General features: G+C 41.0%; 22 protein-coding genes. 8 read left to right on the top strand and 14 right to left on the bottom strand.

The features are described from left to right. Positions 1–119: 119 nt before the first annotated feature. Entirely contained in the window at positions 120–920 is an 801-nt protein-coding gene (locus HXT19_RS01380) for a DeoR/GlpR family DNA-binding transcription regulator (RefSeq protein ID WP_004112186.1), read from the bottom strand. A 278-nt stretch (positions 921–1,198) separates the two neighbouring features. Here HXT19_RS01380 and HXT19_RS01375 point away from each other — a divergent pair, with 278 nt between their 5' ends. Next, positions 1,199–1,426: a hypothetical protein gene (locus tag HXT19_RS01375; protein ID WP_420028117.1), complete on the top strand. Its 228-nt coding sequence runs from the start codon at positions 1,199–1,201 to the stop codon at positions 1,424–1,426. 291 nt (positions 1,427–1,717) lie between these two features. Here HXT19_RS01375 and HXT19_RS01370 read toward each other — a convergent pair whose 3' ends face one another. From HXT19_RS01370 to trxA, 3 genes are all read right to left on the bottom strand, one after another. Next, entirely contained in the window at positions 1,718–3,376 is a 1,659-nt protein-coding gene (locus HXT19_RS01370; protein ID WP_004116956.1) for an MDR family MFS transporter, read from the bottom strand. Between the two features lie 201 nt (positions 3,377–3,577). Next, a complete protein-coding gene (locus tag HXT19_RS01365) occupies positions 3,578–4,582 on the bottom strand; it encodes a G5 domain-containing protein (protein ID WP_004137936.1) in 1,005 nt (334 codons plus the stop codon). A 133-nt stretch (positions 4,583–4,715) separates the two neighbouring features. Beyond that, positions 4,716–5,102, bottom strand: coding sequence for a thioredoxin (gene trxA, locus HXT19_RS01360; protein ID WP_004112182.1), 387 nt, complete (start codon positions 5,100–5,102; stop codon positions 4,716–4,718). 78 nt (positions 5,103–5,180) lie between these two features. On the opposite strand from trxA, the gene serS reads away from it, so the two are divergent. Next, positions 5,181–6,467, top strand: coding sequence for a serine--tRNA ligase (gene serS / locus HXT19_RS01355; protein WP_004115791.1), 1,287 nt, complete (start codon positions 5,181–5,183; stop codon positions 6,465–6,467). Between the two features lie 215 nt (positions 6,468–6,682). Here the strand turns inward: serS and glf are convergent, their stop codons facing one another. From glf to HXT19_RS01325, 6 genes are all read right to left on the bottom strand, one after another. Beyond that, on the bottom strand, positions 6,683–7,897 hold the full coding sequence (gene glf / locus HXT19_RS01350; RefSeq protein WP_004115795.1) for a UDP-galactopyranose mutase: 1,215 nt from the start codon (positions 7,895–7,897) through the stop codon (positions 6,683–6,685). Positions 7,898–7,953: 56 nt separating this feature from the next. Further along, positions 7,954–9,081: a glycosyltransferase family 2 protein gene (locus HXT19_RS01345; RefSeq protein ID WP_004116960.1), complete on the bottom strand. Its 1,128-nt coding sequence runs from the start codon at positions 9,079–9,081 to the stop codon at positions 7,954–7,956. Between the two features lie 10 nt (positions 9,082–9,091). Then, complete coding sequence (locus tag HXT19_RS01340; RefSeq protein WP_004116962.1) at positions 9,092–9,973, bottom strand: glycosyltransferase; 882 nt, start codon at positions 9,971–9,973, stop codon at positions 9,092–9,094. Between the two features lies 1 nt (position 9,974). Further along, on the bottom strand, positions 9,975–11,072 hold the full coding sequence (locus HXT19_RS01335; RefSeq protein ID WP_004575007.1) for an acyltransferase family protein: 1,098 nt from the start codon (positions 11,070–11,072) through the stop codon (positions 9,975–9,977). Continuing rightward, positions 11,065–12,978, bottom strand: coding sequence for a rhamnan synthesis F family protein (locus HXT19_RS01330; RefSeq protein WP_004115812.1), 1,914 nt, complete (start codon positions 12,976–12,978; stop codon positions 11,065–11,067). The genes HXT19_RS01335 and HXT19_RS01330 overlap by 8 nt, the downstream gene beginning before the upstream one ends. Before the next feature lie 88 nt (positions 12,979–13,066). Then, positions 13,067–14,353 carry a glycosyltransferase family 2 protein gene (locus HXT19_RS01325; RefSeq protein WP_020759986.1) on the bottom strand — a complete coding sequence of 429 codons (1,287 nt, stop codon included), beginning with the start codon at positions 14,351–14,353 and terminating at the stop codon, positions 13,067–13,069. Between the two features lie 162 nt (positions 14,354–14,515). On the opposite strand from HXT19_RS01325, the gene HXT19_RS01320 reads away from it, so the two are divergent. Further along, complete coding sequence (locus HXT19_RS01320) at positions 14,516–16,210, top strand: glucosyltransferase domain-containing protein (protein ID WP_422119722.1); 1,695 nt, start codon at positions 14,516–14,518, stop codon at positions 16,208–16,210. A 39-nt stretch (positions 16,211–16,249) separates the two neighbouring features. Here HXT19_RS01320 and HXT19_RS01315 read toward each other — a convergent pair whose 3' ends face one another. Next, on the bottom strand, positions 16,250–17,221 hold the full coding sequence (locus tag HXT19_RS01315) for a glycosyltransferase family 2 protein (RefSeq protein ID WP_004112145.1): 972 nt from the start codon (positions 17,219–17,221) through the stop codon (positions 16,250–16,252). A 65-nt stretch (positions 17,222–17,286) separates the two neighbouring features. Continuing rightward, positions 17,287–18,129: an NAD-dependent epimerase/dehydratase family protein gene (locus HXT19_RS01310; protein ID WP_422119721.1), complete on the bottom strand. Its 843-nt coding sequence runs from the start codon at positions 18,127–18,129 to the stop codon at positions 17,287–17,289. Positions 18,130–18,444: 315 nt separating this feature from the next. Between HXT19_RS01310 and HXT19_RS01305 the strand changes: the two genes are divergently transcribed. The 5 genes from HXT19_RS01305 (at position 18,445) to rfbA (ending at position 23,679) form a co-directional block, all read left to right on the top strand. Beyond that, positions 18,445–19,308, top strand: coding sequence for an ABC transporter permease (locus HXT19_RS01305; protein WP_004125563.1), 864 nt, complete (start codon positions 18,445–18,447; stop codon positions 19,306–19,308). A 152-nt stretch (positions 19,309–19,460) separates the two neighbouring features. Next, positions 19,461–20,132 carry an ABC transporter ATP-binding protein gene (locus HXT19_RS01300; RefSeq protein ID WP_373271522.1) on the top strand — a complete coding sequence of 224 codons (672 nt, stop codon included), beginning with the start codon at positions 19,461–19,463 and terminating at the stop codon, positions 20,130–20,132. A 57-nt stretch (positions 20,133–20,189) separates the two neighbouring features. Further along, on the top strand, positions 20,190–21,224 hold the full coding sequence (gene rfbB, locus HXT19_RS01295) for a dTDP-glucose 4,6-dehydratase (protein WP_174191000.1): 1,035 nt from the start codon (positions 20,190–20,192) through the stop codon (positions 21,222–21,224). Between the two features lie 98 nt (positions 21,225–21,322). Further along, positions 21,323–22,765, top strand: coding sequence for a sugar nucleotide-binding protein (locus tag HXT19_RS01290; RefSeq protein ID WP_422119720.1), 1,443 nt, complete (start codon positions 21,323–21,325; stop codon positions 22,763–22,765). Positions 22,766–22,779: 14 nt separating this feature from the next. Beyond that, positions 22,780–23,679, top strand: a complete 900-nt coding sequence (rfbA, locus tag HXT19_RS01285) for a glucose-1-phosphate thymidylyltransferase RfbA (protein WP_004112125.1) — start codon at positions 22,780–22,782, stop codon at positions 23,677–23,679. Between the two features lie 57 nt (positions 23,680–23,736). Here the strand turns inward: rfbA and HXT19_RS01280 are convergent, their stop codons facing one another. Then, positions 23,737–24,429 carry a non-canonical purine NTP pyrophosphatase gene (locus HXT19_RS01280; RefSeq protein ID WP_004116970.1) on the bottom strand — a complete coding sequence of 231 codons (693 nt, stop codon included), beginning with the start codon at positions 24,427–24,429 and terminating at the stop codon, positions 23,737–23,739. A gap of 54 nt (positions 24,430–24,483) precedes the next feature. Continuing rightward, positions 24,484–25,248, bottom strand: a complete 765-nt coding sequence (rph, locus tag HXT19_RS01275) for a ribonuclease PH (RefSeq protein WP_004112121.1) — start codon at positions 25,246–25,248, stop codon at positions 24,484–24,486. Between the last annotated feature and the right edge of the window lie 29 nt (positions 25,249–25,277).

Genomic DNA, 25,277 nt, shown 5'->3' with positions numbered 1-25,277 from the left:
TGAATCGCAAGCATAAGCCGCGCAACTTTAATGTGTAATCACTACAAAGTCATGAACTAACTGAGCCTAACACAAGCCCCACACAATACGCAATAAGTAATGCAATACTGATCTACAAGCTACTCTTCTTCCAAAGAATCTATTGTAGGAGCAAGAACCAAATTTTTAACAAGCTCACGCGTACGAAGCTGAGAATCCGCATCCAGACAATCATCTGTAATAACAGTATCCACTTGGTCGAAGCGAGCAAACAGTGAAAGCGATGTGCAAGTCCATTTAGTGTGATCTGTTAAAATAATCGTACGATCCGCAATATCCATCAAAGCCATATCTGTAGCAGCTTCAAGAGAATTAGGCATTAGGAATCCACGAGGTAGGCTCACGGAATGAGTGCCCAAAAACACGGTGTTTACGCGCAAAGACGAAACAACCTTATCCGCAATAGGACCAACCAGAGAATTAGATCTAGTAATAACTCCGCCAGTAACAATAACCTCAATATCTTTAGACTCAAGCGCCTGAACAAGCTCTGCAACAGGAATCGAATTGGTTAAAATCGTAATACCAGAAGCTCTGCGAGACTCAAGTAGATGCTGAGCAAATACATAAGCAGTGGTGCCACCACCAATAGCTATAACATCTCCAGGCTGAACATAATCAACAGCTTTGCTGGCGATTGCGTCCTTTAAGCCCATATCCATCTGCGACTTTACCGAAAACAGAGGCTCAGAAAGAAGAGTGTTAGTTGTAACAGCACCACCATGAACTCTTTTTAAAAGACCTTTGTCTGAAAGCTCGGCGATATCCCTACGAATAGTCATTGCCGAAACACTTAGCTCTTTAGAAAGAGCAGTAATACGCACAGCCCCTCTAGTGCGAAGACGGCTTAAAATCAACTGCTGACGCTGAGAAGAAATCATGTGAACATTATCGCACAACTAAACGCAAAAAACAAACTCAAATGAGCGTTTCTATGTGAAAAACATTAGGTAGTTAACAAAATTCATAAGAAAATTTTGCAAAATTCAACAAAACGAACAAATGATTATGCAAAATTTACCAATACCAAGTTAGGTAGAGATTCTTGATTTTTCGCAGCGAATGAGATGTATCGCTCGCGCGTTACAGCGCGCTCACGTCTTCGCTTGCGTTGAAAGCACACTGTGCTTTCAACTTTGAGCAAGCTCAGCGAATCGAAGTGCATTCGCGCGCTACGCTATTCCTCACGGCTATTAGTAGCCGTTCGGCTGATTTGGCGCATAAAGTCCACTGGACTTTATGCATTAAGCCAAATCACGCTTTGAAGGAGCTTGAAATGCGTTATGCAATTTCAAGCTCAGTCAAAGCGCTCATGCAAGTCGATCCGCAGTCCTCCGATGGTGATTCATCGAATGAAGAAGAAAAATCGAGAATCTCAGGCGATTAAGCAATACGCAATTGTTCAAGCATACAAGAGGGCTGGGTGATTCTTGGTCGAACAGTATAAGAGCGGCAGCCGATACCAAATAATCCAATGAGTCACCACTACAAACAAACTTCAACCCAAAAAACAAAATCAAAACCAAAACGGAACAACCGCAACAACAACCAACACACAAAAGGCAGAGCGTTGTGAGACAAGAATTAGCCAGCCCTCCTACAACAACAAACAAGGAAGATGCACAATACCAAACAAGAAAGCGCGCAACAGCAAACAAGTCAAAGAGCGTGCAATATATCAGTATTGATGATGCGTGTGATCGTGCATAACGTCTTTATGCTCCGACGCATGAGGAATATGCAAAACGCGCATACGATCAATCGCCTTACGCGCAAGCTGATGAGCAGAACCAGCCCCATCACCTTTAACCCCAAAAATCACAATTAAAGCCATAACAGCCGTAATAATCGCACTAATTCTCAAAGTCCATTGAACACCAAAAATGCTGGCTGCCAAATTATCTGCAGAACCAACTCCAGTAAGCATATGATACCACTGAGTAAAAGTAGCCATAGTAACAACAAGTACTGGAGCACCAATAGCACCCCAAAGCTGTCTCATTGTATTAGTGACTGCAGAACCATCGCCCAACTCACTAGGTTGCAAGCAATTTAAAGACCATGTTGTAACAGGCATAAGCAAAAATCCCATGCCGATTTGTCGCGTAAACTGCCAGATTGAAATCCACCAAATCCATGTGTCTTTATCGATAAGGCTCATCATAACTGTGCCAAAAAGCAAAATAAGAGAGCCTGCCATTGCTACAGGTCGCACACCAAAACGATCGAGCATACGCCCACCAAAATATTGCGAAATTGCCATTCCAAACGCGCCAGGCAACAATACCAGACCACTCATAGTAGCTGAAAAACCACGATCTGATTGAATATACAGCGGAATAACCACCATAATTGAGCTAAACGCAAAGAATGTTAAACATGCGCAAGCGGTGCCAATCGTAAAATAGCGATTCTTCAACACGCTTATTCCAAGCAACGGCTGCTTTCCTTTAACTCGCGCACGCAATTGTCTAATCACAAACCACGTTATTCCACATGCTCCAACAACCATAGGTGACCACGAAAGCGGATTTGAAATGCCATAAGACTCAATGTTTGTGAAACCAAACATAACTCCACCAAAGCCAACAATTGAAAGTCCAACGGAGAAAAAATCCGCCTTAGCAGAGCGATCATGTTCACCGAAATTATGTAAGAAAAGTATGGAAAGAATAATAGAAATTACGCCGATAATTGTAAGAGATAAGAATATAGAACGCCAACCATTAAAATCAGTTTGCATACCACCAACTGTTGGTCCAATTGCTGGAGCAATGCTCATTGCCATACCAACGCTACCCATAGCCATTCCTCTACGAGTAACTGGGTATACAGAAAACACAGTAATCTGTAGAACAGGCCACATAACTCCAGTGCCAATAGCCTCTAGAGTTCGCCCAGCTAACGCCATAATAAAATCATTACTCAGCCACGCCATAACTGAGCCTAGAGTAAAAAGAATCATGGAAGTAATAACAATTTGACGAGTAGAAAATCGTCTAGTCAAAAATGCTGTTAGCGGCACCATAATAGCCATAATCAGCTGAAAAATAGACGTAAGCCACTGTCCCGTAGTAACACTTATGTTAAACTCACGCACAATAGTAGGTAATGCAGCAGTGAGCTGCAATTGCGCAAAATTGCCAATAAAAGTTATAAAAGTTAGAATCGCCAGAGAAACCAAGGCTGCACGCGTAAGACGATTGTTTTTATACGCTTCTTCACCAACAAGAGCATGACTAAGTTTAGACAAGTTCACGAAAGACTTGCAGCTAGCATGCTCACTAGCAAATTCATCACCCTTATTAAACCATGATTTTCTAGGCAATATTGTCACTTAAATTTCCTTCCATATTCACACAACACGCATAAAATAATCAGCGATTATCGTAAAACCAAGAAACATACTTGACTCTACGATAATCGCCTTAAAACAAATCTATAAGTACACACTATGAGTCTGTGCGTCTATAAATCTATAATCCTCACAAACTTACAATTGCCGCAAAATTCATAATAGTAGCAAGTATAATACAAATCAGTAGCTTCTATGAGACAACCAATGCCTGTAGGCACCCTGAATGGAACCGTAACGACCATTGCAATAATTCCAGAACCAACGAAGCTGAGTCTGATAATTAGTCGCCCAGTCAGCACCCATAGAAGACATCTTTCTTCCAGGCAAAGCCTGAGGCAAACCGTATGCACCAGAAGGATTCATAGCGTTTACGCGCCAACCTGATTCATGTGAAATAATAAACACTGTAGCAGTAAAATCAGCTTCACTGTAACCGTTAGAAAGAAGCCAAGAATGCGCCCACTCTTGCATTTCACCAGCAGGAACTGTAGTACCAATAGAAGATGCAAAATCTGAATCTACGCTAGCTCCACCTGTGCCAACAAGAATGACCTTATCTTTTGGAGCCTGCTTAACAAACGATACAAAAACGTTAGACGAAACAACTTTATCACCTGCGCGAGTAACAATCTTACTTGTTTCCATCACGCCAGGAGCACCCTGATCCTTAACCTTTTCCGTGCCCTTTGGAAGAGCTGCAGTTTCCTTCTTAACCGTGTTAAAAGCAATCGGTTCATCAGAAGTTTCAAGCTTTGCGCCTGCACGCTTAATGTTGATAACTGTTGATTCAGTTACCTTGGAATCAAGTGCAGGCTCTACAACATCATTAGGCCCAAGAGTAATATCTCCAGCTTCTAGAACAGACTTAACGTTTGTAAAATCCGTGCCAAGAACAGTACGATGACTCCCATTGATATTCACAGTTATGTAAGAAGTAGCGCCTTTTTTAACACTTTTAAGCGAATTACGATACGTACCACGCGAAACCTGATTAGCGGAATCTGTAGCAGAATAAGCAGTTATGTAAGGCTTCGCAGAATGATTCTTTGATGCCGAATAAAAGTTCCTAGACGCAATACCAAGAGTTACTACAGACACAAAACCAACAAAAATCGCTACAATTCTTGCCCACTGACGAACACTCAATGAGGTAAGTGTAACAGTTTTCCTTCGGTGACTTGTCATAACTCTCCTTGGTAGAAGTTAATGCACAAAGCGTAAATCTAAAAATAAATAATCCTCATACAGCTTTTTGCACAAAGTATATATAATTGTAGACTCATGCAAAGAGAATGGCTTAAAATCAAGGTTCTTACTACTATTCCCCATCATTTTCAGATTCACTTGATTCGCTTACAGAATTACCTTCATCATCTTTACTAGGATCGTAAGCCTTAGCTTGATTGACTAAATCTTCTAAATCGGCTGGCAACAAAGCACCAGCCTGACGATAAATAACATCTCCACGTTTGATAACCATAACCGTTGGAACCGCTTTAATCGCCGCAGCACTTGCCAAATCAGGAGACTGGTCTATGTCTACCTTAACGAATGGAACATCGTCAAACTTTTCGCTAACTTGTTCAAAAATAGGACCAAAAGCTCGGCATGGTCCGCACCAAGTTGCCCAAAAATCAACAACAACTATTTCATTAGTACCAGCAATTTTCTCAAAATTATCTTGCGTAGCATGAATAACCGCCATTTTTACCCCTTTTAGTGCAATCACTTATTCATGCCATTATATATGTATCTGTCGCCTTGCGGCACTAGGCTAGAAAACATGCTTGATATCCAATTTATTCGTGAACATGCCGACGTAGTTAAGGAATCGCAGCGCAAGCGTGGCGAGTCCGTTGAGCTCGTCGATGAGGTGCTTCGTGCAGACGACTTGCGCCGCAACAGTTTAAAGGCTTTTGAAGCAGCCAGAGCAGAGCAGAAAGCAATAGGAAAAAAGGTTGCAGCTGCTCAAGATAGCGAGAAAGTCACACTTATTGCTCAGACTAAAGAACTTGCTCAAAAGGTTGCAGAATACAAGGCTGAATCTGAGCAGGCTACTGCCGACTACACTACAGCAATGTGGAAGCTTTCTAACATCGTTGAAGATGAAGCGCCAGAAGGCGGAGAAGACGACTATGTTGTAGTTAAGAAAGTTGGCACACCTCGCGACTTTACTGCAGAAGGCTTTGAACCAAAGGATCATTTGACTCTTGGAACTGGCGTTGCTGGAATTGATATGCGCAGAGGCGTAAAGGTTGCAGGCTCTCGCTTCTACTTCTTGCGCGGTGCTGTGGCTAGATTGCAAATCGCAATGCTTACTATGGCTGTAGACCAAGCCGAAGAGCACGGTTTTACGCTTGCAATTACGCCAACGCTTGTGCGTCCAGAAGTAATGCGCGGAACTGGCTTCTTGAATTCTCACGCGGACGAGATTTATCGCCTTCGTGAGCCAGATGATCAGTATTTGGTTGGCACATCCGAGGTTGCGCTCGCTGGTATGCACGAGGATGAGATTCTTGACTTAAGCAATGGTGCTTTGCGTTATTGCGGTTGGTCGAGCTGCTACCGTCGTGAAGCTGGTGCTGCTGGAAAGGATACTTCTGGTATCATTCGCGTGCATCAGTTCGATAAGGTAGAAATGTTCGTTTATTGCAAGCAGGAAGATTCTCACGCTGAGCATCAGAAGTTACTTGGTATGGAGCAGGAAATGCTTGCTAAGGTGGAAGTGCCTTACCGCATTATTGATACTGCTGCTGGTGACCTTGGTTCTTCTGCTGCTCGTAAGTTTGATTGCGAAGCTTGGGTTCCAACTCAGGGTCGTTACCGTGAGCTTACTTCTACTTCTAACTGCACTGAGTATCAGGCTCGCCGCTTGAATGTTCGCGAACGCATGGAAGATGGCGGAACTCGCCCAGTTAGCACGCTTAATGGCACTTTGGCTACTACTCGCTGGCTTGTGGCTATTTTGGAAAATCATCAGCATGAAGATGGTTCGATTGATATTCCAAAGGCTATGCAGGCTTATATGGGTGGCAAAGAAGTTATTGAGCCTACTAAGTGGGAAGCGTGACTTTACTATAGTTTGAGTCTAAATTTTGTATCTTGACACGCGAGATCATTTAGTTTAGTATCAAATAATCTTCTCCTTTTGGGTTATATGTCAAAAAGTGTATAAAACTGTTCTGATGTATGTTCTTGAAATAGAATTTAGTCAGTTTAGTTTCATACACTTTTTGATGTATAGCTCTTTATTTTTATTTATTTTTATTAATTTATATTTTGCATTTAGTGAGCAATAAGTGGCGCTACTTGCGATTCGTAAGCACGCAAAGCCATATCAATCACGTTGTGCATATCGTAATAGCTGTAAGTGCCCAAACGTCCACCGAAAACAGTGTTAGACTGCGCCTCAGCAAGCTCTGCATAGCGCGCATACAATGCCTTATCTTCCTCAGTATTCACTGGATAATACGGCTCGTCGTCGCGAGTTGCAGCGCGAGAATACTCCTGCCACACAACAGTTTCCCCAGCTTTAACGCTTTTGCCTGGCACAAAATCAGCATCGCAGCTAGCTTCCCCGCCAACCTCCTCGCGCTCTGGATTAAAGTTCTTAAACTCAATTGCGCGCGTAAACGGAACATCTGCATCCGAATAGTTCATAACTGGGCAGCCAAAGTGGTCGCTCTCCTGGTAACGCACTTCCTTAAAGTCCACAGTGCGCCACTTCAACTCGCCGAGCGCATAGTCAAAATACCTATCAACCGGACCGGTATAAACAACCGGCACTCCAGCCTCCGCCAACGCGTGCTTATTAAACGGCTGCGATTCGTCGAAAAAGTCCACGCCAAGCGAAATGTGAATACGCGGATCGTCAATCATGCGCTGCATCCAAGCTGTGTAGCCGTCCGTTGGCAATCCTTCCCAAGTGTCTTTAAAGTAGCGATTATTGTAGTTAAATCGCACAGGCAAGCGCTTGATAATTCCAGCAGGCAGCTTAGAAGGATCCGTTTGCCACTGCTTTGCCGTGTAATTCTTAATAAACGCTTCATAAAGCGGGCGCCCGATTAAACTAATGCCTTTATCGTTCAAATTCTGCGGATCTTTGCCAGCAAACTCCCCCGCTTGGCTTGCAATCAAAGCCTTAGCTTCTTCTGGCGTATAATGCGCGTGGAAGAATTGGTTAATTGTACCTAAGTTGATTGGCAACGAATACACTTCGCCGTCGTGAGTTGCGTAAACGCGATGCACGTAGTTAGTAAACGTTGTAAAGCGGTTCACGTAATCCCACACGTGCTTGTTGCTTGTGTGAAAAAGATGTGCGCCATACTTGTGAATTTCAATTCCCGTTCGCTCGTCAAAATACGAGTAAGCATTTCCGCCAATGTGACTACGCACGTCAATAATTTCAACGCTTGCGCCAGCGCGTTCTGCAGCCTGCTGAGCTACAGTTAAGCCAAACAATCCTGCTCCAACAACTACTAAATCTGGGTATTCGCTCATTTTCCCACTCATTTCTTGCTTTCTGATTTGCACTTACTCTTCGATTTTTAATTGCATTACTTCATATTTTTGATTTTGTAATCGTAGATTATTTTTTCAAGATTTCTCACACACGCCATAGTAAAACATTGCGCGCGTTGCAAAATCGTAAGCTTTTTAACAGCTGATTTAGCAAATTCTACGTCTTTAACATAATTTTTTTCGTATATTTTTTGGATTTCTGCGTCGCTACTTTTTCCGCCATTAAGCTTATTTTCTCCGCTTTTCAGCGCGCATCGCTCATACCTTAAGTTTCCAACCATTGTGTAGTAGCTTCTTGCTGGCACAACATTGTGCTTTAAGCACAAATCCCAATTTGCTCGAACTGCATCTATATGATCGTGATAAAAGCCCGCGTCTCGCATTTTATGCGTTACGGAATCCTCGCGTTGCAGCCAGTAATACAGCACTTCATCCACATGTGCCACGCAATTCATGCGCGAGTACAGCACGCTTGCCATCGCCGTGTCTTGCGCAAACTTTCCTTCGGGGAATCGCACTCCCTGCCAGATTTCTCGCTTGTAAAGCCTGCACCAATTCGCTTCGTTAAAGTAGCGCGCTTCGCTGTTTTTGCCCAGCTTATTTCCGATTATTCTAAATATTTTGCAAAATACAGTTTGATACGCTTTTAGAGGATTTTTTACGATTTTTATTTGAGTCGCGTTCTCTAAACGCGCGGTTACTTGCGACTTTTCCGCACCAAATCCGCGCGCACTCAAGCCAGATTCTTTTTTAATCTGCTCTAAGCTACTTAGCCCAAATTGACGCCATTTTGCTTTGCTCATACTAGCTCCGCTTTGCAAAATAGCGTTTAGTAAAATCTCAATATTTTTGCAATCTAGAATATCGTCATTGTCTGCAAACGCTATAAATTCCCCACTCACTGCATCAAGCCCTGCGTTTTGCGCACGCGATATTCCGCCGTTTTGTTGGTGTATTACTTTAACTCGCGAATCTTTTGATGCATACGAATCGCAAATTTTACCCGAGTCGTCTTTTGATCCATCGTCTACCAAAATCAGCTCTATGTTTTTGTACGTTTGCGCAAGAATCGAGTCCACGCATCCGCTCAAATATTTTGCAGAATTGTAGACTGGCACGATTATAGAAACTAGCGGATTTTCGTTTTTAGCGTAATTTTCCATTGCTATCCTTTCAAACCGCGTTCTGTTCTGCTTTGCGCATTTGACGAATCTTTTGCTGCCCATCCTTAAATCCGCGTATCATCGCGCGAATTTTCGCAAATTTATTCTTTTCCCACAGCGCAACGAAAATCATATCTCGCACAACTGCACGCAACGACTTAGCATACGAGTATGTTCCCATTTTGTAATCCACTACTTGCATATTTCGCGCTATATAGTACTTGCGATTTGCGTTGTGATTCCACACGATTGGGTGTTTTATAATCAAGTTTATTGAGCGCGCTTTGCCGATTTGGTGTTCCATTATAACGTTTTGGCACTCTACGATTTGCCAGCCATCGCGCGCAAGTCGCCTTGAAAAGTCGAAGTCTACTCCGTCAATTTCCAACCATTCGTCAAATCCGCCGATTTTCTGCCACGCTTCTACGCTTGTTAAGCTTCCAGACGTTATGCATTCGTCTTCGTGGCATTTGCTGTGTAAAATCGTGCCGTCTAAACGGTTTTTTAGCAAAGAGCATACAATTGCGATTTTGGAATTTTTTGAATTTTTTTGATTTACAAGACTTCCCTGATTTTCCAGGATTTTCTTGTATTCGCTAATCATGTTGCTTGGCACAACAGAATCGTCGTTAAGCGTTAGAACCCAGTTGAAACCTTGCGATTTTGCCCATTCAAACACTTGCGTTAATGCTTTTGCAAAACCAATATTTTGACTGTTTTTAACTAAAGTCACGTTTGCGTATTTGCTTACAACTTCTTGCAAACTTTTAACATTTTTAGACGCATTGTCTACGATTATTACACGCTCTACTTGATTGCATAGCGCTTCTAAACACGTGCTTACGTCTGTTAAAGTTGGATTATAGGTGATTATTCCAGAACAAATACGCATGTTAGTCCAAACTGCGATTCTTGCTGCCGATTTTCACCCAACATTTGCTCACAAAACCAACAATCAAGTTTGTAAAACGCTTGAGTATTACAGAAAGCACAAGAATCACCGCAAACTCTGCGATTAGCAATCCGTATGCTTGCCAGCGATTAAGCCACACTGGATATATTACTGTAAACACTTGCATTATTAACACATGGTGTACCAAAAAAATCGGGTACGAATATGCGGATATAAATTTTGTACACGCGCTTAATGGCTTAAAACTTTTAACAAGTTCACCAATATAAGAAAGCAGCAAAAATGCTAATATTCCTACAATCGTAACGGCAATATTTCCTTGTAAAACATGCGTTAATTGTTGCAATGCAAGAATCACAAAAGATACTGCAGCAAGCCAACAAGGCACTTTTTTAATAAACTTTACAAAAATCATGCCAAATACTAATTCTGGCAATCTTGTTGTTAAAAGAATATCAGACGGTACTCGCGGAATCTGGTAAAAAGTAAAGAACACAACTGTTGCAGCGTATAGAGCCAACACAACGCACACAGTTGTTATTGGCATTTTATTTACGCCAACTCTTAAAAGTGGAAACACTATGTAAAACAGTATTATGAACCCTAAGAACCATTCGCCTAGAACATAAAAAGTACCTACGCCGAATGCAGAAGCATAACCATCCATTCCAAAAAGCGAAAAAATTGCTGTTATTTTATGCCTTGGTACAAAAATATATCCATTATTGCGAATAAACAATAAAATATTCGCCACTATGAATGCTACCCAAAACATTGGGTATAGTGTTTTTGCGCGCTTTGTGTAGAATGTGCGCAAATCCAGGCTTTCTCTATCGCCATAGTTGTACATAAGAGCAGCGCCAGAAATAATCAAAAATAGCGATACTCCTAATCCACCAATGTAGATTCCAAACGGTCTATTTACGAAGAACCGCATTGGCTCCAAATATGGATTGTTAAAATGAGTTACAACAATCAAAATCGCAGCTATTGCGCGAATCCAATCCAAGTAGAAAAGTCGCGGTTTTTTTGCGCGCGTAAGTTTTGTCGCAGCTGTATTTACGCTTATATCACTCATCTTCTTTACCTTTACGACCAATGTGCACAATTCTTTGACCTATGTACAGTGTTTTATAGAAAACTCGCTTTGCAATACTCTTTAATACTCTTAAAGCAGCGTAACGGAATCGCTTTCCGCGCATTACTTCTCTACAAGTTTCTTCCAAATTGCGTTTAATCCATGGCGTGCTCACAGATTTTGATAGTTCTCGAACATCGAATTCTAGGTTAGTCATTTCTATTCGCGCAAAGTGATCCGAGAATATGTATGCGTCATAATATCCGTTGGATTGCGGCACATACCCGTATGCTCGCTCTATAAAGTGCAACAACGTTCCGTCTATTTTTAGCGGTTCTGCTGGAAAATCTTCGTAAGTCCACTTTCTATCCAATAGCCCACGCATAGCTTTTGTACGGAACCAAAACATTGTGCCAAGCGGAGCTATAGCGTCTTTGTTTTCGTCTAGCGGAACGCTAATTCCTAACGTTTTTTCTAGGAATTTCTTCGTGCCTTCAAAGTTTGGACCCCAAGTGTATGTAAATCCTGGGAAGTAGTCTGCATGATTTGGCGGCGTTGGCATTGCCATTCCAAGTCGCGGATGCGTTTCAAACAGATTTATAACGTTTTGCACATACTCTTTACTTGCAAGAATATTTTCAAAACACTTGTAAGCAAATCCGTCGCCTATGCTTCGAGGCGATAATTGCGTGACTTTTTTATCGTGAGCAAAGCATACGTAATCGTACTTCATAAGATCTGCGCCGCCGCCCACTAAGAATGCGCTCACGTCTCTACCGCGATTTTCAATTAACCGCACGTCTACGTCATATGGAAGATGTTCCACACGCTGTTTCACAATTTGCTGGTTTTCTTTCGATCCTACAGTTAAAATAACGTCACATCCTTGCGGCATAGACTGAATATAGTGCAAACTTTTATCTAGCAAATCCATGTAATACAAGTGCATACACAACGCGACTTTTGGCTTAGCCGTAGATTCTGATGTAGCTGTTGACGAGTTTTCTACAACATGATTTTGCGGCAAAATGTATCGCAAATGAAGATTCTTCATCAAATCTGCCATATTCATGCTTCGCAAAGCATTTTCCCAAATCAAATCCGTGTTGTAATCTGTGTGGTCTTTCAAATACTCGTATAAGTCTAATGCTTGGTTTCCAACAGATTGCGTAGAAACGTCGGAGTAATCGTGGAAGAAAGACCTGCGCTTAAAAATCGGGCATCGCTTGTATTCCACAATCTGCCTTGCAGCATACGTTATTGGGCCATAAGAATAGCCTTCTAAATCACTCGTATCAACGTATACAGACCACTTGTATCCCTTATCTGCAAATCGCTTTGTAAATACTGATTCATGCAATCCAACAGACTCAAAGTAGCTGTTGATTGGTGGAAGATTGTTCCAATAATCCTGAAAATCTTTGGATTGAACAAAGCTTTTCCTGTATGCGTGAAAATGCGATTGAATATGCTCTGGCAAATATCCGTACGGACTGTATCCAAACGGATCTCCATTAACTTTATGGAACTTTGTTATGCCCCAAAAATCAAGGTCTTTTGCGTTCATAGCGTTAAACATTTCGCTAAACGGATAAACTGGACCCATAATCGTAGCGTTAAATAGCACTACTTCGTCAAACTTTTCCAACTCTGCCCAACCGTAAGAGTCCATTGCAGTTTTGTACGCCCACACGTCAAAACCCTTGTTCTCGCGCAAAATAAACTTGTTCGCGTAACCTTTAAGCATCGCTTTGCTTGACTCGTCGATTTTGCCATTAACTACAATCGCAAGCTCGTTAAAGAATGGTTTGAATCCGTCAAGCAGCGTAGACACATAATGGTCTGCGTGACCTTGCGCATCGTAGAAGAAGAAAATGCCCAAGCGCTTTGGATTTTCCAAAATCATGTTATCTCCTGATTTACCCTTAATTATCCTTGATTATTCTATTGTGTAATTTTGTATTTTGTTTAATCTCAAATTTATTTTTTAGACTTTATTTATCATTCTTTGATTTAGTTAAGTTTTTAACCATATTTTTTATCTTTTTTGCAAAACGCTTATACACTGGCATTGCATCGTAACGTTTTTGCGCTTCAATTTGCAAATGTTTCTGTTCTTCTTCATATTTTTGCTGATGAACCTGCATAATATGCAAAGACATTAAGTCTACTTGCTTATCGTAAGTTGTGTTTTGCGGATCTTTAAAACTATCTGGTTTAATATTTCTATAAACGTTAAGAAGAACATCACACACTGAACCGTGTTTTATTATGCAATCGCCTTCTACAACTTGATTCATAAGGTCTACAAGCTCTTCGAGCACAATCAAGCACGCGCGCTCTAATCCCCATGCTTCAATAACAGCGTTTATGGCTTCTTGAAAATCCTCGACTTTTAGTCTTGTAAAGAACTCATCTTTTACTATTTTTAATCCACGATTATCAAACCAGCGTGAGGCTTCTTCAATGGTTTGCTTGCGACTTTTCATCGAAGGCTCTTTAGCAAAATCATTAGCAAAATCGTAAACAGCGCTTACAACATCTTTAACACTTCGTTGTTCTACAGTAAATTTTTCAACGCTTATCTTAGATCTTCCAGAAATTCCTCTGCCAATATGGTATTTAAGCGCGCGAAACGCTGTTAAGTCTTTTAAAGTTTGAGCAAAGGCTGCAATAGCGAAATATTCGTAAGCATCTTCTGCTTTAGAAAGTCGTGTTGAAACTGTTTTTTTAAACGCATCTCGAACTAAGTCACCTTTAAAAAGCGCTGTTATAACATTCCAAGGTGTCCAATGCGGAAAATCACTAGAAAACGTTGATTTAATAATATTATCGCCAGTTTGATCACCATTATTTTGCGCATACATTTGATCGTAGCTGTATGCAAAATCTTCATCTGATTTGCCTTCTGGGTGAATAGAAACACCAAAATGCAATATATCTGCAGGATTATTAGTAACGTATGAGTAGAGAACTTCGCAAGCTTTAAGATCAATCTCATCATCTGCGTCAACAAAAAGAACGTAATCACCGCTAGTCGACTGAACACCAGTTTTACGCGCAACATGTCTACCGCAATTATGATCTTTAGCAATAATTTTTACTCTAGAATCCCTAAGCTCATAATCGCGCAAAATTTGCAAAGTATTATCTGTACTAGCGTCGTCAACAACAATAATCTCAATGTTTTTAAAAGTTTGATTAACAAGTGAATCCATGCACTGCTTAATATACGGCTCCTTGTTGTACGCAGGAACCACCACGGAAATTGCAGGATTCATAAATCGTCTCCATTGCACACTAATCGGTAAAATAGCACAAATCATATCTATTGTACTACTAGACACAATCAGTTTTTAGATTGTTGTCACGCATTAAAATCTTATAGTATATTTTTTAGTGACAAGTAGCACATGCATGTTAAACGCATAGAAGGGTATAGCATGAATCAAACGGAGTCTAGTGGTATTAAAACGTTAAATACTAATCAACTGAACGATTCAGCTGCACTCGCAAAAAACGTAAGAAAAAGAAGCGTAAGTAACACAATTGGTGTTGTTGCAGAAAAAACGTATTCCTTTAAAGACTTCATTGATTTTTGCAAATCTAATGTTGCAGAACTTGCAATAAGCGCGATTTTTTTGATTATTGCATACGGTCAAAAAGCTTTTTCTAACACTTTTTCTATAGACACAGAAGAAATGATCTCTAGATCTAAGGCTCTTTACAATTCTTGGATTCGCCTAGAACGCTTTGGATTGCTAGCTTTTAAGTACGTTACAGGAAGATACTGGTATAACAATTCATTAGCTGGAATCTTAATGATTCTTGCGCTTTTTGCTTCCGCAACAACATGGGCATACTTGTTTAGCAAAGCGCACAATTTGGGCGCAAAATTCCACCCAGCTTTATTTATGATTCCTTTTATAAGCGCTCCTATTCTTGCAGAAATGCTTGGATTCTTGCTTATGGGAGATGACGTAGCTTGTGCGCTAATGTTTGTTAGCATATCGCTTATGTGTGCGCATAACGCGTACCAAAATCGTAAAGAACTTAAAACTCTTTTAGCATACGCATTAATGGCACTTATTTTTGCAATTTTTGGTTTTACTCTCTACTTAGCAATGACTACTGTTTTTATTGCTGGAACAGCCATGATTGCACTAATAATTAAGGGCGACTATGCGTACAAATTTAAGAACATAGTAAGCTACATTTTTACGTATATTTGCGTGTTTATAGCAAGCTATGCATGCTATGTGATTTTGAATAAAATTGTTATCGCTACCAACCACACCTTCACAGATCCGTACATTAAAGAACAAATGCGTTGGGGTAAAGACCCTATAGCAAAAATCATTCATACTATATTTTTGCATGCAAAAAACATGTATCTAGGAAGAACAATATTCCATAGCGTATTTATAACAATTGCATTAATCGCTTTAGTGTTATTAACTATTGTTCAAGTGATTCGTAAAGAGCTTAACGCTTTTACTATTATTTTTGCTATTGCTATAGTTGCAAGCCCTATGATGATGAGCGTAATACTCGGCACAGCAGGCACGGCTAGAACGGAACTAACATACCCGCTTGCTGGCGCTTTTTCATGCATGTATTTGTTGCATTACATTATGCAATTTAGCAAAAAGACTTTAACAACGATTATTGCATGCATTCTTCTTGCAATTATTGGATTAAGTCAGTCGTTTACAGTAAATCGCTTGTATTACACGGAATACATGACTTATAACCAAGACTATTACATTGCTCAAGATGTTGCTAGAAGAATAGAAGTACTACAAGCAAATCATAAAAATCCTCTTAAAGTAATATTCGTTGGCAATCACATAGCAGACTACAATCCTAGTGAATTTAAGTCAAATCAGCTTGAACTTATTGGACGATCAATGTTTGAGATTGGATTCTCAACTCTTCACGGCACATGGGTAAAAACTGGTTTCATACGCTCAACTACTGGATTTAAAATGAAAAATCCTGTATTAGAATCCGTTTATATAAACGCAGAAAAGGCCGCACAAAATCTGCCTTCTTGGCCTTCGGATAAATGCACTACTGTTTTAGATAACAAGTATATAGTCGTAAAATTCTCTGAACCAATGCAAAATAAGCACTAAATAGTAGTTAAGAATTTAGATACCTAAATATATAAATATCTAAATAGTAGTTTCAATCTCGTAACGTGGGCGATGCTTAGATTCCATGTAAATCTTTCCAATATATTCGCCCACAATGCCGATTGAAAGCATAATCAATCCACCAATAAACCACATTGAGAACATAACAGAGCCCCAGCCAGCAACTGCTTTTCCTTGCACAACAGAAGCTATTACATAAACAAATACGCATAGTGAAACTAAAATAGACGCGAATCCTGCAAATGTTACAAAACTCAAAGGCTTAGTAGAAAAAGATGTAATGCCATCTATAGCAAACGAAATCATCTTTTTAAGCGGATACTTAGACACACCAGCTTTGCGCTTACCACGCACATACTCAACTTTTGTTGACTTAAAGCCAATAGATGGCACTATACCACGCAAGAAAAGATTAACTTCTTTATATTCCAAAAGAGCCTTCAACGCATTCTTGCCCATAAGTCTATAATCGGCATGATTCGGAACTGTTTCTGCGCCCATCCATCTGAAAACACTGTAAAAAGCTAATGCAGTGTTGCGCTTAAACCACGTGTCTGTTTCTCTAGACGAGCGAACGCCATACACAACCTCGTAGCCTTCCACATATTTTGCAATAAATTGATCAACAACATCAACATCGTCTTGCAAATCGGCGTCCATGGAAATTGCAGCATCGCAACCCGATTTATATGCTGTAGTTAAGCCAGCAAGCAAAGCATTTTGATGACCACGATTATGCGCAAGCTTTACACCGCCAAAAAGCGAAGGATTCGACTGGTGCAAATCGCAAATAATATTCCAAGTCGAATCTCTAGAACCATCATCCACAAAAAGAATACGGCTATAATCCGAAATAATCTTATTTTCAATAAGAAAAGTAACTTTGCTTAAAATAATACTAGAAGTCTGCGAAAGAACAGGCTCCTCGTTGTAGCAAGGAAGAACAAAATATATGCATGGGCACTTGCTGTTTTGCAATGTTTCACGCAATGTTAATCCTTTCTAAAAACCATAATTTAGCATTAAAAATCCAGAAAAGTTACGATTTGCAATAACTATTTTAGAAAATCACTCATAATCTTTTGGATTTTGCTATTATCTCCCCAAACTGCTGGAGAATCGTATGGTCTATCTGGGAATGCGCCATACTCAAGCGAAATATCAAGATTATTCTCGCGAATGTAACGCTCAACGCAATCTGCCAGAGAAACAGGCTCCCCCGTGCAGCAATTAATTACGCCATTTACTTTATCTTGTAAAACGGTTGCAGCAATTTGCTTAGCCAACACGTCTACATTAATAAAATCGTACTTGTTTTTTCCAGTAGTAAACGGAAAAGTCTTCTTTCCTTCTTGAGCAGCTTGAAGAAGCTTAGAGAAAATAGAGTTTCCACGAGCGTCGTCGCCAACAATGTAGTATGCGCGAATCCATTGAACAGTTGCATCATACTCTTTGCCCAAAAGCAAAGTAGCTTCACGCAAAGCATTCTTAGAAATGCCATACATAGAAGCTGGCTTGCAAGGCGTGTTCTCGTCAATAGCACCCTCCCAGTAGCCAACTTCGTGCATAGAACCCATAACAGCAATCTGCTTTAAGCCACCCGAAAGCATAAGACGAATAAATCGATAATGATTCGATAAATCTTCCATGTGAGTGTCTGCAGCATGCTTAAAACCGTTGCGCCAAGCCATGTGCAAGCAAACGTCTGGAGACCCAAGCTTTGCAAACAAATCAGCATCATCGCTAAAAATATTCGCTTCAATACGCGTTGCTCGCTCATCAACACCGTCTAAACGCAAGTCGGAAGCAATTACGCTAGCACCTGCATCTAAAAGAGCTTTAACAACGTGACGACCAATATACCCACCAGCACCAGTAACAAGAATTCGCTTACTCATAATTTTTCAGTTTAGCAGCGTATAAAAACTTTCAAACATGCCAAAATAAATAGAACAACATAAGCACAAAATAATCACATAAAAATCACAAAATAATCACAACATAATCACATTAACAATTAATCTAAAAGCTAAAATTATTACATATAATGCTGAACATAATATCTCGCATAATACTGCTCACAATACTGCGCATAATTTAACCAAATATTTAACCAACTATTTAGCCAAATATTGAATCAAATCAATCCCCAAATGTAAACTTAACAAAGTTATATGTGCATACACACTGCAAATTTTGTAAGAAAGGCAGCGATGACAACAAAGTCTGACGCCATCTATCACCCTGGTAGAAGCAAAGGTTTGATAGACATTCCAAGGTACCTTTATTTGCTTGACTTACTTGTAAAAAAAGAAGTACGAATAAGATATCGCGGTTCGTGGCTCGGTATGGCTTGGACGTACGTAAAGCCAATAACGCAATTTGTAGTGTTCTACGTTGCAATGGGAATTTTCTTAGGACTTGGCCGCGGAGGCGGAATTCAAGCCTACCCACTGTACCTTTTTAGTGGAATTATAGTAACAAACTTTTTTGTAGAAGCATTCTCTAATTGCACAAGATCAATACTTTCTAATGCTGGCTTAATACAAAAAATCTATCTTCCTAGAGAGCTATTCCCACTTGCATCGCTACGAGTTGCTTTTGTGCACTTTTTCCCACAAGTAATCGTGCTTATAATCGGAGCTTTATGCATGGGGTGGATTCCAGATTTTGCAGGCATAATAATAGCAATAATCGGATTTATTAGCGTGTGTACGTTTGCGTTTGGTCTTGGATTATTCTTTGGAGCAATCAACGTTTTTTACAGAGATGCAGAAAATATTACAGACTTAGTAGCAATGGTTGCCGTATGGCTTGCGCCGTGCTTCTACACGTGGCAAATGGTTGCAGCTCACGCACCACGATGGGTTTTAGAGATGTATTATGCAAATCCTATTGCAATAAGCGTTGAAGCATTCCACCGCGGATTCTGGCTAAATGCCACAGATCGCACTTTCCAATTTGCAGGAGCTTGGTCTTTAAGACTTTGCGAAAGCCTTGTAGTCGCATTTGCTGTATTACTTATTGGCGAAGTTACATTTAGACATCTTGAAGGCAAGTTTGCTCAAGAAATTTAAGCTTACTAAGATTTTGTGGATTTTACTTTTAAGAGCAGCAGGAGTTATATATGAATAAGCCTTATAACACACTTCCAGAAGACGTTGTGTTAAGCGTTTCCAACGTTACTAAACGATTCTCGCTGCGAGCAAATCATTCGATTAAAGAGTCGATTGTAAACTTGCTAACACCGCCGTCTAAAAAGCACGAGACACAAAACTTTACAGCTTTAAGCAATGTTAGTTTTACTATTAAACGCGGCGAAACTGTTGGACTAATAGGCATGAACGGATCTGGAAAATCTACTATGCTTAAAATGCTTTCTGGAGTTATGCAACCAGACGAAGGCGAAGTTTGTGCGCGCGGAAGAATCGCAGGACTAATCGAAGTTGGAGCAGGATTTGCTGCCGACTTAACTGGTCGCGAAAACGTGTATCTTAACGGCGCAATTCTTGGAATGACAAAAGAAGAAATAGACGATAAATACCAATCAATAGTAGACTTTAGCGAAATAGAGCCTTTTATGGATACAGAAGTTAAGTTCTACTCTTCTGGAATGTTCTTACGATTGGCGTTTTCTGTAGCAGCGCACAGCGATCCAGACATATTCTTAATCGACGAAATTCTTGCAGTTGGAGATGAAGCTTTCCAACACAAGTGCATTACTAGGCTTAAAGAGCAGCAAAAACGAGGGCAAACAATGGTAATTGTTTCGCACAGCGAAGATCAAATTAAGCAACTTTGTTCTCGCTGCATAGTGCTGTCTCATTCACACATGATTTACGACGGTCAAGCCGAGCCAGCATTTAACGCAATGCGAGAAAGCTTAAACAATAAAGCATAAACAACAATCTTAAACAATAATCAAAACTAAAAAGCAAAAGGCATATAAGAGGATATTATGGAAAACATGAGTAACACAACAAACTTTGAGCCAAAAAACATAATTGTAACTGGCGGATGCGGCTTTATTGGGTCTAATTTTGTGCACTACGTAGTGAACAATCACCCAGAAACGCACGTAACGGTACTAGACGCGTTAACGTACGCCGGAAATATTGAAAACATTGCAGGATTGCCAGAAGATAGAGTTGACTTTGTTCACGGCAATATTTGCGATGCAGAGCTTTTAGATAAGCTTGTTCCAGGGCACGACGCTATTGTGCACTACGCTGCAGAATCTCATAACGACAACAGCATTGCAAACCCAGAACCATTTCTTAAAACCAATGTTGAAGGCACTTTTAGACTACTCGAAGCAGTTAGAAAATACGGGATTCGATACCACCACATCTCTACCGATGAAGTGTACGGAGATTTGGCATTAGACGACCCAGCTAAATTTACAGAAGAGACGCCATACCACCCATCCAGCCCATACAGCTCCACAAAAGCGGCAAGCGATATGTTGGTACGCGCATGGACTCGCACATACGGTTTGCACACAACAATCAGCAATTGCTCAAACAACTATGGACCATATCAGCATGTTGAAAAGTTTATTCCGCGCCAAATCACAAATATTTTAGAAGGCATTAAGCCAAAGTTGTATGGTCAAGGCTTAAACGTTCGAGATTGGATTCACACAGAAGACCACAGCAGTGCTGTTTGGACAATCCTCACAAAGGGAGAGCTTGGAAACACGTACTTGATTGGCGCAAATGGCGAGAAAAACAATATAACAGTTTTGCGCATGATTCTTGAAATGATGGGCAAAGATGCAGACGACTTTGACCTTGTAAAAGATCGCCCAGGCCACGACCGCCGCTACGCAATCGACAGCACAAAGCTACAAACGCAGCTTGGATGGAAGCCAAAGCACACAGACTTTACAACAGGCTTAGAGCAAACAATCAAATGGTACACGGAAAATCGAGCATGGTGGGAAGGCTCTAAAAGCGCAACCGAAGCAAAGTACAAAGCTCAAGGGCAGTGAATCGCCTAAAAGTCAAGTCTGCTTGTATACAAATTGTATGCAAATCTAGCCAAAAATAGTCATAAATCTAATCAAAAATAAAGAATTTGTAGGATGCTATGGAATTTGAAAAAGAACTAAGCGTTACAAAAACCAATATTCTAGGTTTAATCGTGTTTGATCTTCCAGTACACGGAGATAACCGCGGATGGTTCAAAGAAAACTGGCAGCGCGCAAAAATGACGGCTCTAGGTCTCCCCGACTTTGGACCCGTACAAAACAACATTTCGTTCAACGAAAAACGCGGAGTAACCAGAGGCATCCACGCAGAGCCATGGGATAAATACATAAGCATTGCTACTGGCGAAGTATTTGGCGCATGGGTGGATTTAAGACCAGGGCAGAGCTTCGGTCAAGTGTACACAACCACACTAAACCCTAGCAAAGCAATCTACGTTCCTAGAGGCGTAGGAAACAGCTTCCAAGCTTTGCAAGATGGCACGGCATACACTTACTTAGTAAACGCACATTGGTCACTAGAGCAAAAGAAAACATACACTTTTGTAAACCTTGCAGACCCAGATTTACACATTAATTGGCCAATACCTTTAGAAGAATCCGAGCGAAGCGAAGCTGACTTACACCACCCAATGCTAAAAAACGCAAAGCCAATGGCATCAAAACGCACTCTTGTAACTGGATGCAACGGTCAACTTGGTCGCGCAATACAAAATTATGCTCAAGAGCATGATTTAGAAGGATTTGAGTACGTAGACTTAGATAGCTTCGATATAGCAAATAAAGACGATTACAGCCGCTACGACTGGGATTTGTACGGAACGATTATTAACACAGCAGCATACACGTCTGTAGATGGCGCGCAAACGCCACAAGGGCGAAGAGCCGCGTGGAATAGCAACGTTAAAGGAGTGGCAAATCTTGCAAAAATAGCGCAAGAACACCACATTACTCTTGTGCACATCTCAAGCGACTATGTTTTCGACGGCACTCAAGAAAATCACAAAGAAAACGAAGACTTTGCACCACTAGGCGTGTACGGCGAAACAAAAGCTGCAGCAGATTCTCTAGTAGCAAACGTTCCACAGCATTATATTATTCGCTCAAGCTGGATTGTCGGAGAAGGACGAAACTTTGTAACGCGCATGATTGACTTTGCAAACCGTTTAAAAAATGGCGAATCTGTTAGTGTTCAAGCGCCAATAGATCAAACTGGCAGACTCACTTTTGCAAGCGACTTAGTAAAAGGCATGTTCCATCTTCTAAACACTCAAGCACAATACGGAACATACAATCTTACAGGTTCAGGAAAAATCGCGTCTTGGCACGATATTGCTCAAAAAGTGTTTACACAACTTAATGTAGACACAAGCAAAATCGAAGCAAATCGCGTAGACGATTACACGCGCATATCTAATGGCTCTCCTAGACCACACAAGTGCGCACTTGACTTGCAAAAAATCGAGTCCGTTGGATTTACGCCATGCGATTGGGAAGATTTGCTTGAGTCTTACGTAAATAGAATTGAACAAAACAACAAGTAAAGGATGTTTCAAAGATGAAAGGCATTATTCTTGCTGGCGGTTCTGGCACACGCCTATACCCACTTACTACAGTAACGTCTAAGCAGCTTTTGCCAGTTTACGATAAGCCAATGGTGTATTACCCTCTTAGCGTGCTTATGATGGCTGGAATCCGAGATATTCTTGTGATTTCTACTCCTCAAGACTTGCCGAATTTTGAAAGGCTACTTGGAAGCGGAGAACAATTTGGAATCAACTTATCTTACAAAGTTCAGCCATCGCCAGACGGTCTTGCTCAAGCATTTATACTCGGAGAAGAGTTTATAAACGGCGATTCTTGCGCGCTCGTGCTTGGAGACAATATATTCTACGGAAATGGCCTGGGAGCTATTTTAAAGCACGCTGCACGCGTAGAACACGGTGCTACAGTATTCGGCTACTACGTAGACGACCCAGAAAGATACGGCGTTGTGGAATTTGATGAAAATCACAAAGCCGTTAGCATAGTAGAAAAACCAGAACACCCAGCATCGAACTATGCTGTTACAGGATTATACTTCTACGATTCCAGAGTTACAGAGTTTGCAAAACAAGTTAAGCCGAGCGCACGCGGCGAGCTTGAGATTACGGACCTTAACAAAATGTACTTAGAAAATGGCTCACTAAACGTTATGACTCTTGGTCGCGGATACGCGTGGCTAGACACTGGCACAATGGACTCGCTTTACGAAGCTGGCGAATTTGTGCGCACAATAGAGCGAGCGCAAGGGCTGCCAATCGCAGTTCTTGAGGAGATTGCGTACGAAAACCAGTGGATTAGTCGCGAGCGTTTGCTTGAGTCGGCAGAAAAATATGGTAAAAGCAATTATGGCAAGCATTTAAAGCAGGTTGCTGAAAATCGCATTATCATATCTAAAGATTTGTTCACAGATTAAAAATCGCAAATCCAATTTTACAAATCAGATAGTTTACTTCTGGTTTGCTTAGTTTATTTACTTAGTTTGCCCAAGGAACATAGCTTTTAACTCTGGCAAAAGCGCTCGTAACGCACTGCCCCTGTGTGAAATGGCGTTCTTCTCTTCTTGACTAAGCTGAGCACTTGTCAAATCCTGCATTTGAATGCCATTTCTAACAGGCTGATTATCTGGTACAAAAAGCGGATCGTAACCAAAACCATTCTCTCCGCGTGGAACTCTAATCAGTCTACCAACCATTTCTCCAACGCGAACAGTTTCAAAACCATTTGTTTTCCACATACTGTTTTCAAGTTCTGTTTCACCACAACCCTTAGGAATAGCTAAAGCTGCAGCACAGCGGAATCGTGCTGTTCTACACTGATCTGGAATGTCTTCAAGCTGTTTAAGCAAAAGCTCATTATTCGCCTTATCATCTCCATGAACACCGCTCCAACGCGCAGACAATATTCCTGGAGCAGCTCCGAGAACATCTACAATCAAACCTGAATCATCTGCTATTGCAGGCAAACCAGTTCTTAAAGAAACATCTCTAGCTTTGATTAACGCATTTTGCTCAAAAGTCACGCCTGTTTCTACTGGATCTGGAAGCCCCAAAGAGCCAGCAGTAACAAGCTCAATATGCTCCGACATTTCCACAAACTCTTCGTTAAGAATCCGCTTAATTTCAACGAGTTTACCCTCATTATGCGTTGCCACAACAAGTTTCACGCTCGCCACTCCTTAGTAATTTATCGAATAAACAGATATAGATATAAACTTTATTTAATTTTGACTTAAAGCAGCGCGCTGAGCAGCCTGAAGCTCACGATTACCTTTAGCTGCCAAATCAAGCAAAACATTAAGCTCATCGCGATTAAACGGGCGATGTTCCGCAGTGCCTTGAATCTCAATAAAATTGCCAGAACCAGTCATAGCAACATTCATATCTGTCATTGCTTGACTATCTTCTACATACGGCAAATCAAGCATTGGAGTGCCATTAATCACGCCTACAGAAACAGCAGAAACAGAGTCTTTAAGAACGTTTTTAGCACTACGAATATGCTTGTGCTTTTCTGCCCAATTTAGCGCATCTACAAGAGCAACATATGCGCCCGTAATCGAAGCTGTACGCGTGCCGCCATCTGCTTGAAGAACATCGCAATCAATTTGAATCAAACACTCGCCCATTGCCTTCATATCTATAACACCTCTAAGGCAGCGACCAATAAGGCGACTAATCTCGTGCGTGCGGCCGCCGATTTTGCCCTTAACAGACTCGCGATCAGTGCGCTCGGCAGTGGCTCTTGGAAGCATTGAGTATTCGGCTGTAACCCAACCTAAACCAGTGTCTCGTCTCCAACGCGGAACTCCAATAGTAAAAGTGGCAGTGCACATAACGCGCGTGTTACCACACTCGATTAAAACGGAGCCTTCTGGCACGTTTGTAAAATTGCGCGTGATTTTTACTGGTCGCAACTCGTCTACATCTCTGCCATCAAAGCGAATAGGTTTTACAGATTCCAACATATCCTTAATTTGAGCCATAATTCAACAATCTAGCACGCGGCATTAAC

Origin of the sequence: Gardnerella sp. DNF00038 (assembly GCF_049262855.1) — a bacterium.
In the GTDB taxonomy this organism is placed as follows: domain Bacteria; phylum Actinomycetota; class Actinomycetes; order Actinomycetales; family Bifidobacteriaceae; genus Bifidobacterium; species Bifidobacterium vaginale.
This window is presented reverse-complemented; position numbering and strand designations above follow the sequence as displayed.

Bases quoted from the DNA above. Each gene is read 5' to 3' on its own strand.
- HXT19_RS01365 (WP_004137936.1), bottom strand. From the start codon at position 4,582: ATGACAAGTCACCGAAGGAAAACTGTTACACTTACCTCATTGAGTGTT.
- HXT19_RS01305 (WP_004125563.1), top strand. From the start codon at position 18,445: ATGACAACAAAGTCTGACGCCATCTATCACCCTGGTAGAAGCAAAGGT.
- HXT19_RS01290 (WP_422119720.1), top strand. From the start codon at position 21,323: ATGGAATTTGAAAAAGAACTAAGCGTTACAAAAACCAATATTCTAGGT.
- trxA (WP_004112182.1), bottom strand. From the start codon at position 5,102: ATGGCGGTTATTCATGCTACGCAAGATAATTTTGAGAAAATTGCTGGT.
- HXT19_RS01340 (WP_004116962.1), bottom strand. From the start codon at position 9,973: ATGCGTATTTGTTCTGGAATAATCACCTATAATCCAACTTTAACAGAC.
- glf (WP_004115795.1), bottom strand. From the start codon at position 7,897: ATGAGCGAATACCCAGATTTAGTAGTTGTTGGAGCAGGATTGTTTGGC.
- HXT19_RS01325 (WP_020759986.1), bottom strand. From the start codon at position 14,353: ATGAATCCTGCAATTTCCGTGGTGGTTCCTGCGTACAACAAGGAGCCG.
- serS (WP_004115791.1), top strand. From the start codon at position 5,181: ATGCTTGATATCCAATTTATTCGTGAACATGCCGACGTAGTTAAGGAA.
- rfbA (WP_004112125.1), top strand. From the start codon at position 22,780: ATGAAAGGCATTATTCTTGCTGGCGGTTCTGGCACACGCCTATACCCA.
- rph (WP_004112121.1), bottom strand. From the start codon at position 25,248: ATGGCTCAAATTAAGGATATGTTGGAATCTGTAAAACCTATTCGCTTT.
- HXT19_RS01335 (WP_004575007.1), bottom strand. From the start codon at position 11,072: ATGAGTGATATAAGCGTAAATACAGCTGCGACAAAACTTACGCGCGCA.
- HXT19_RS01330 (WP_004115812.1), bottom strand. From the start codon at position 12,978: ATGATTTTGGAAAATCCAAAGCGCTTGGGCATTTTCTTCTTCTACGAT.
- HXT19_RS01320 (WP_422119722.1), top strand. From the start codon at position 14,516: ATGAATCAAACGGAGTCTAGTGGTATTAAAACGTTAAATACTAATCAA.
- rfbB (WP_174191000.1), top strand. From the start codon at position 20,190: ATGGAAAACATGAGTAACACAACAAACTTTGAGCCAAAAAACATAATT.
- HXT19_RS01345 (WP_004116960.1), bottom strand. From the start codon at position 9,081: ATGGAAAATTACGCTAAAAACGAAAATCCGCTAGTTTCTATAATCGTG.
- HXT19_RS01310 (WP_422119721.1), bottom strand. From the start codon at position 18,129: ATGAGTAAGCGAATTCTTGTTACTGGTGCTGGTGGGTATATTGGTCGT.
- HXT19_RS01380 (WP_004112186.1), bottom strand. From the start codon at position 920: ATGATTTCTTCTCAGCGTCAGCAGTTGATTTTAAGCCGTCTTCGCACT.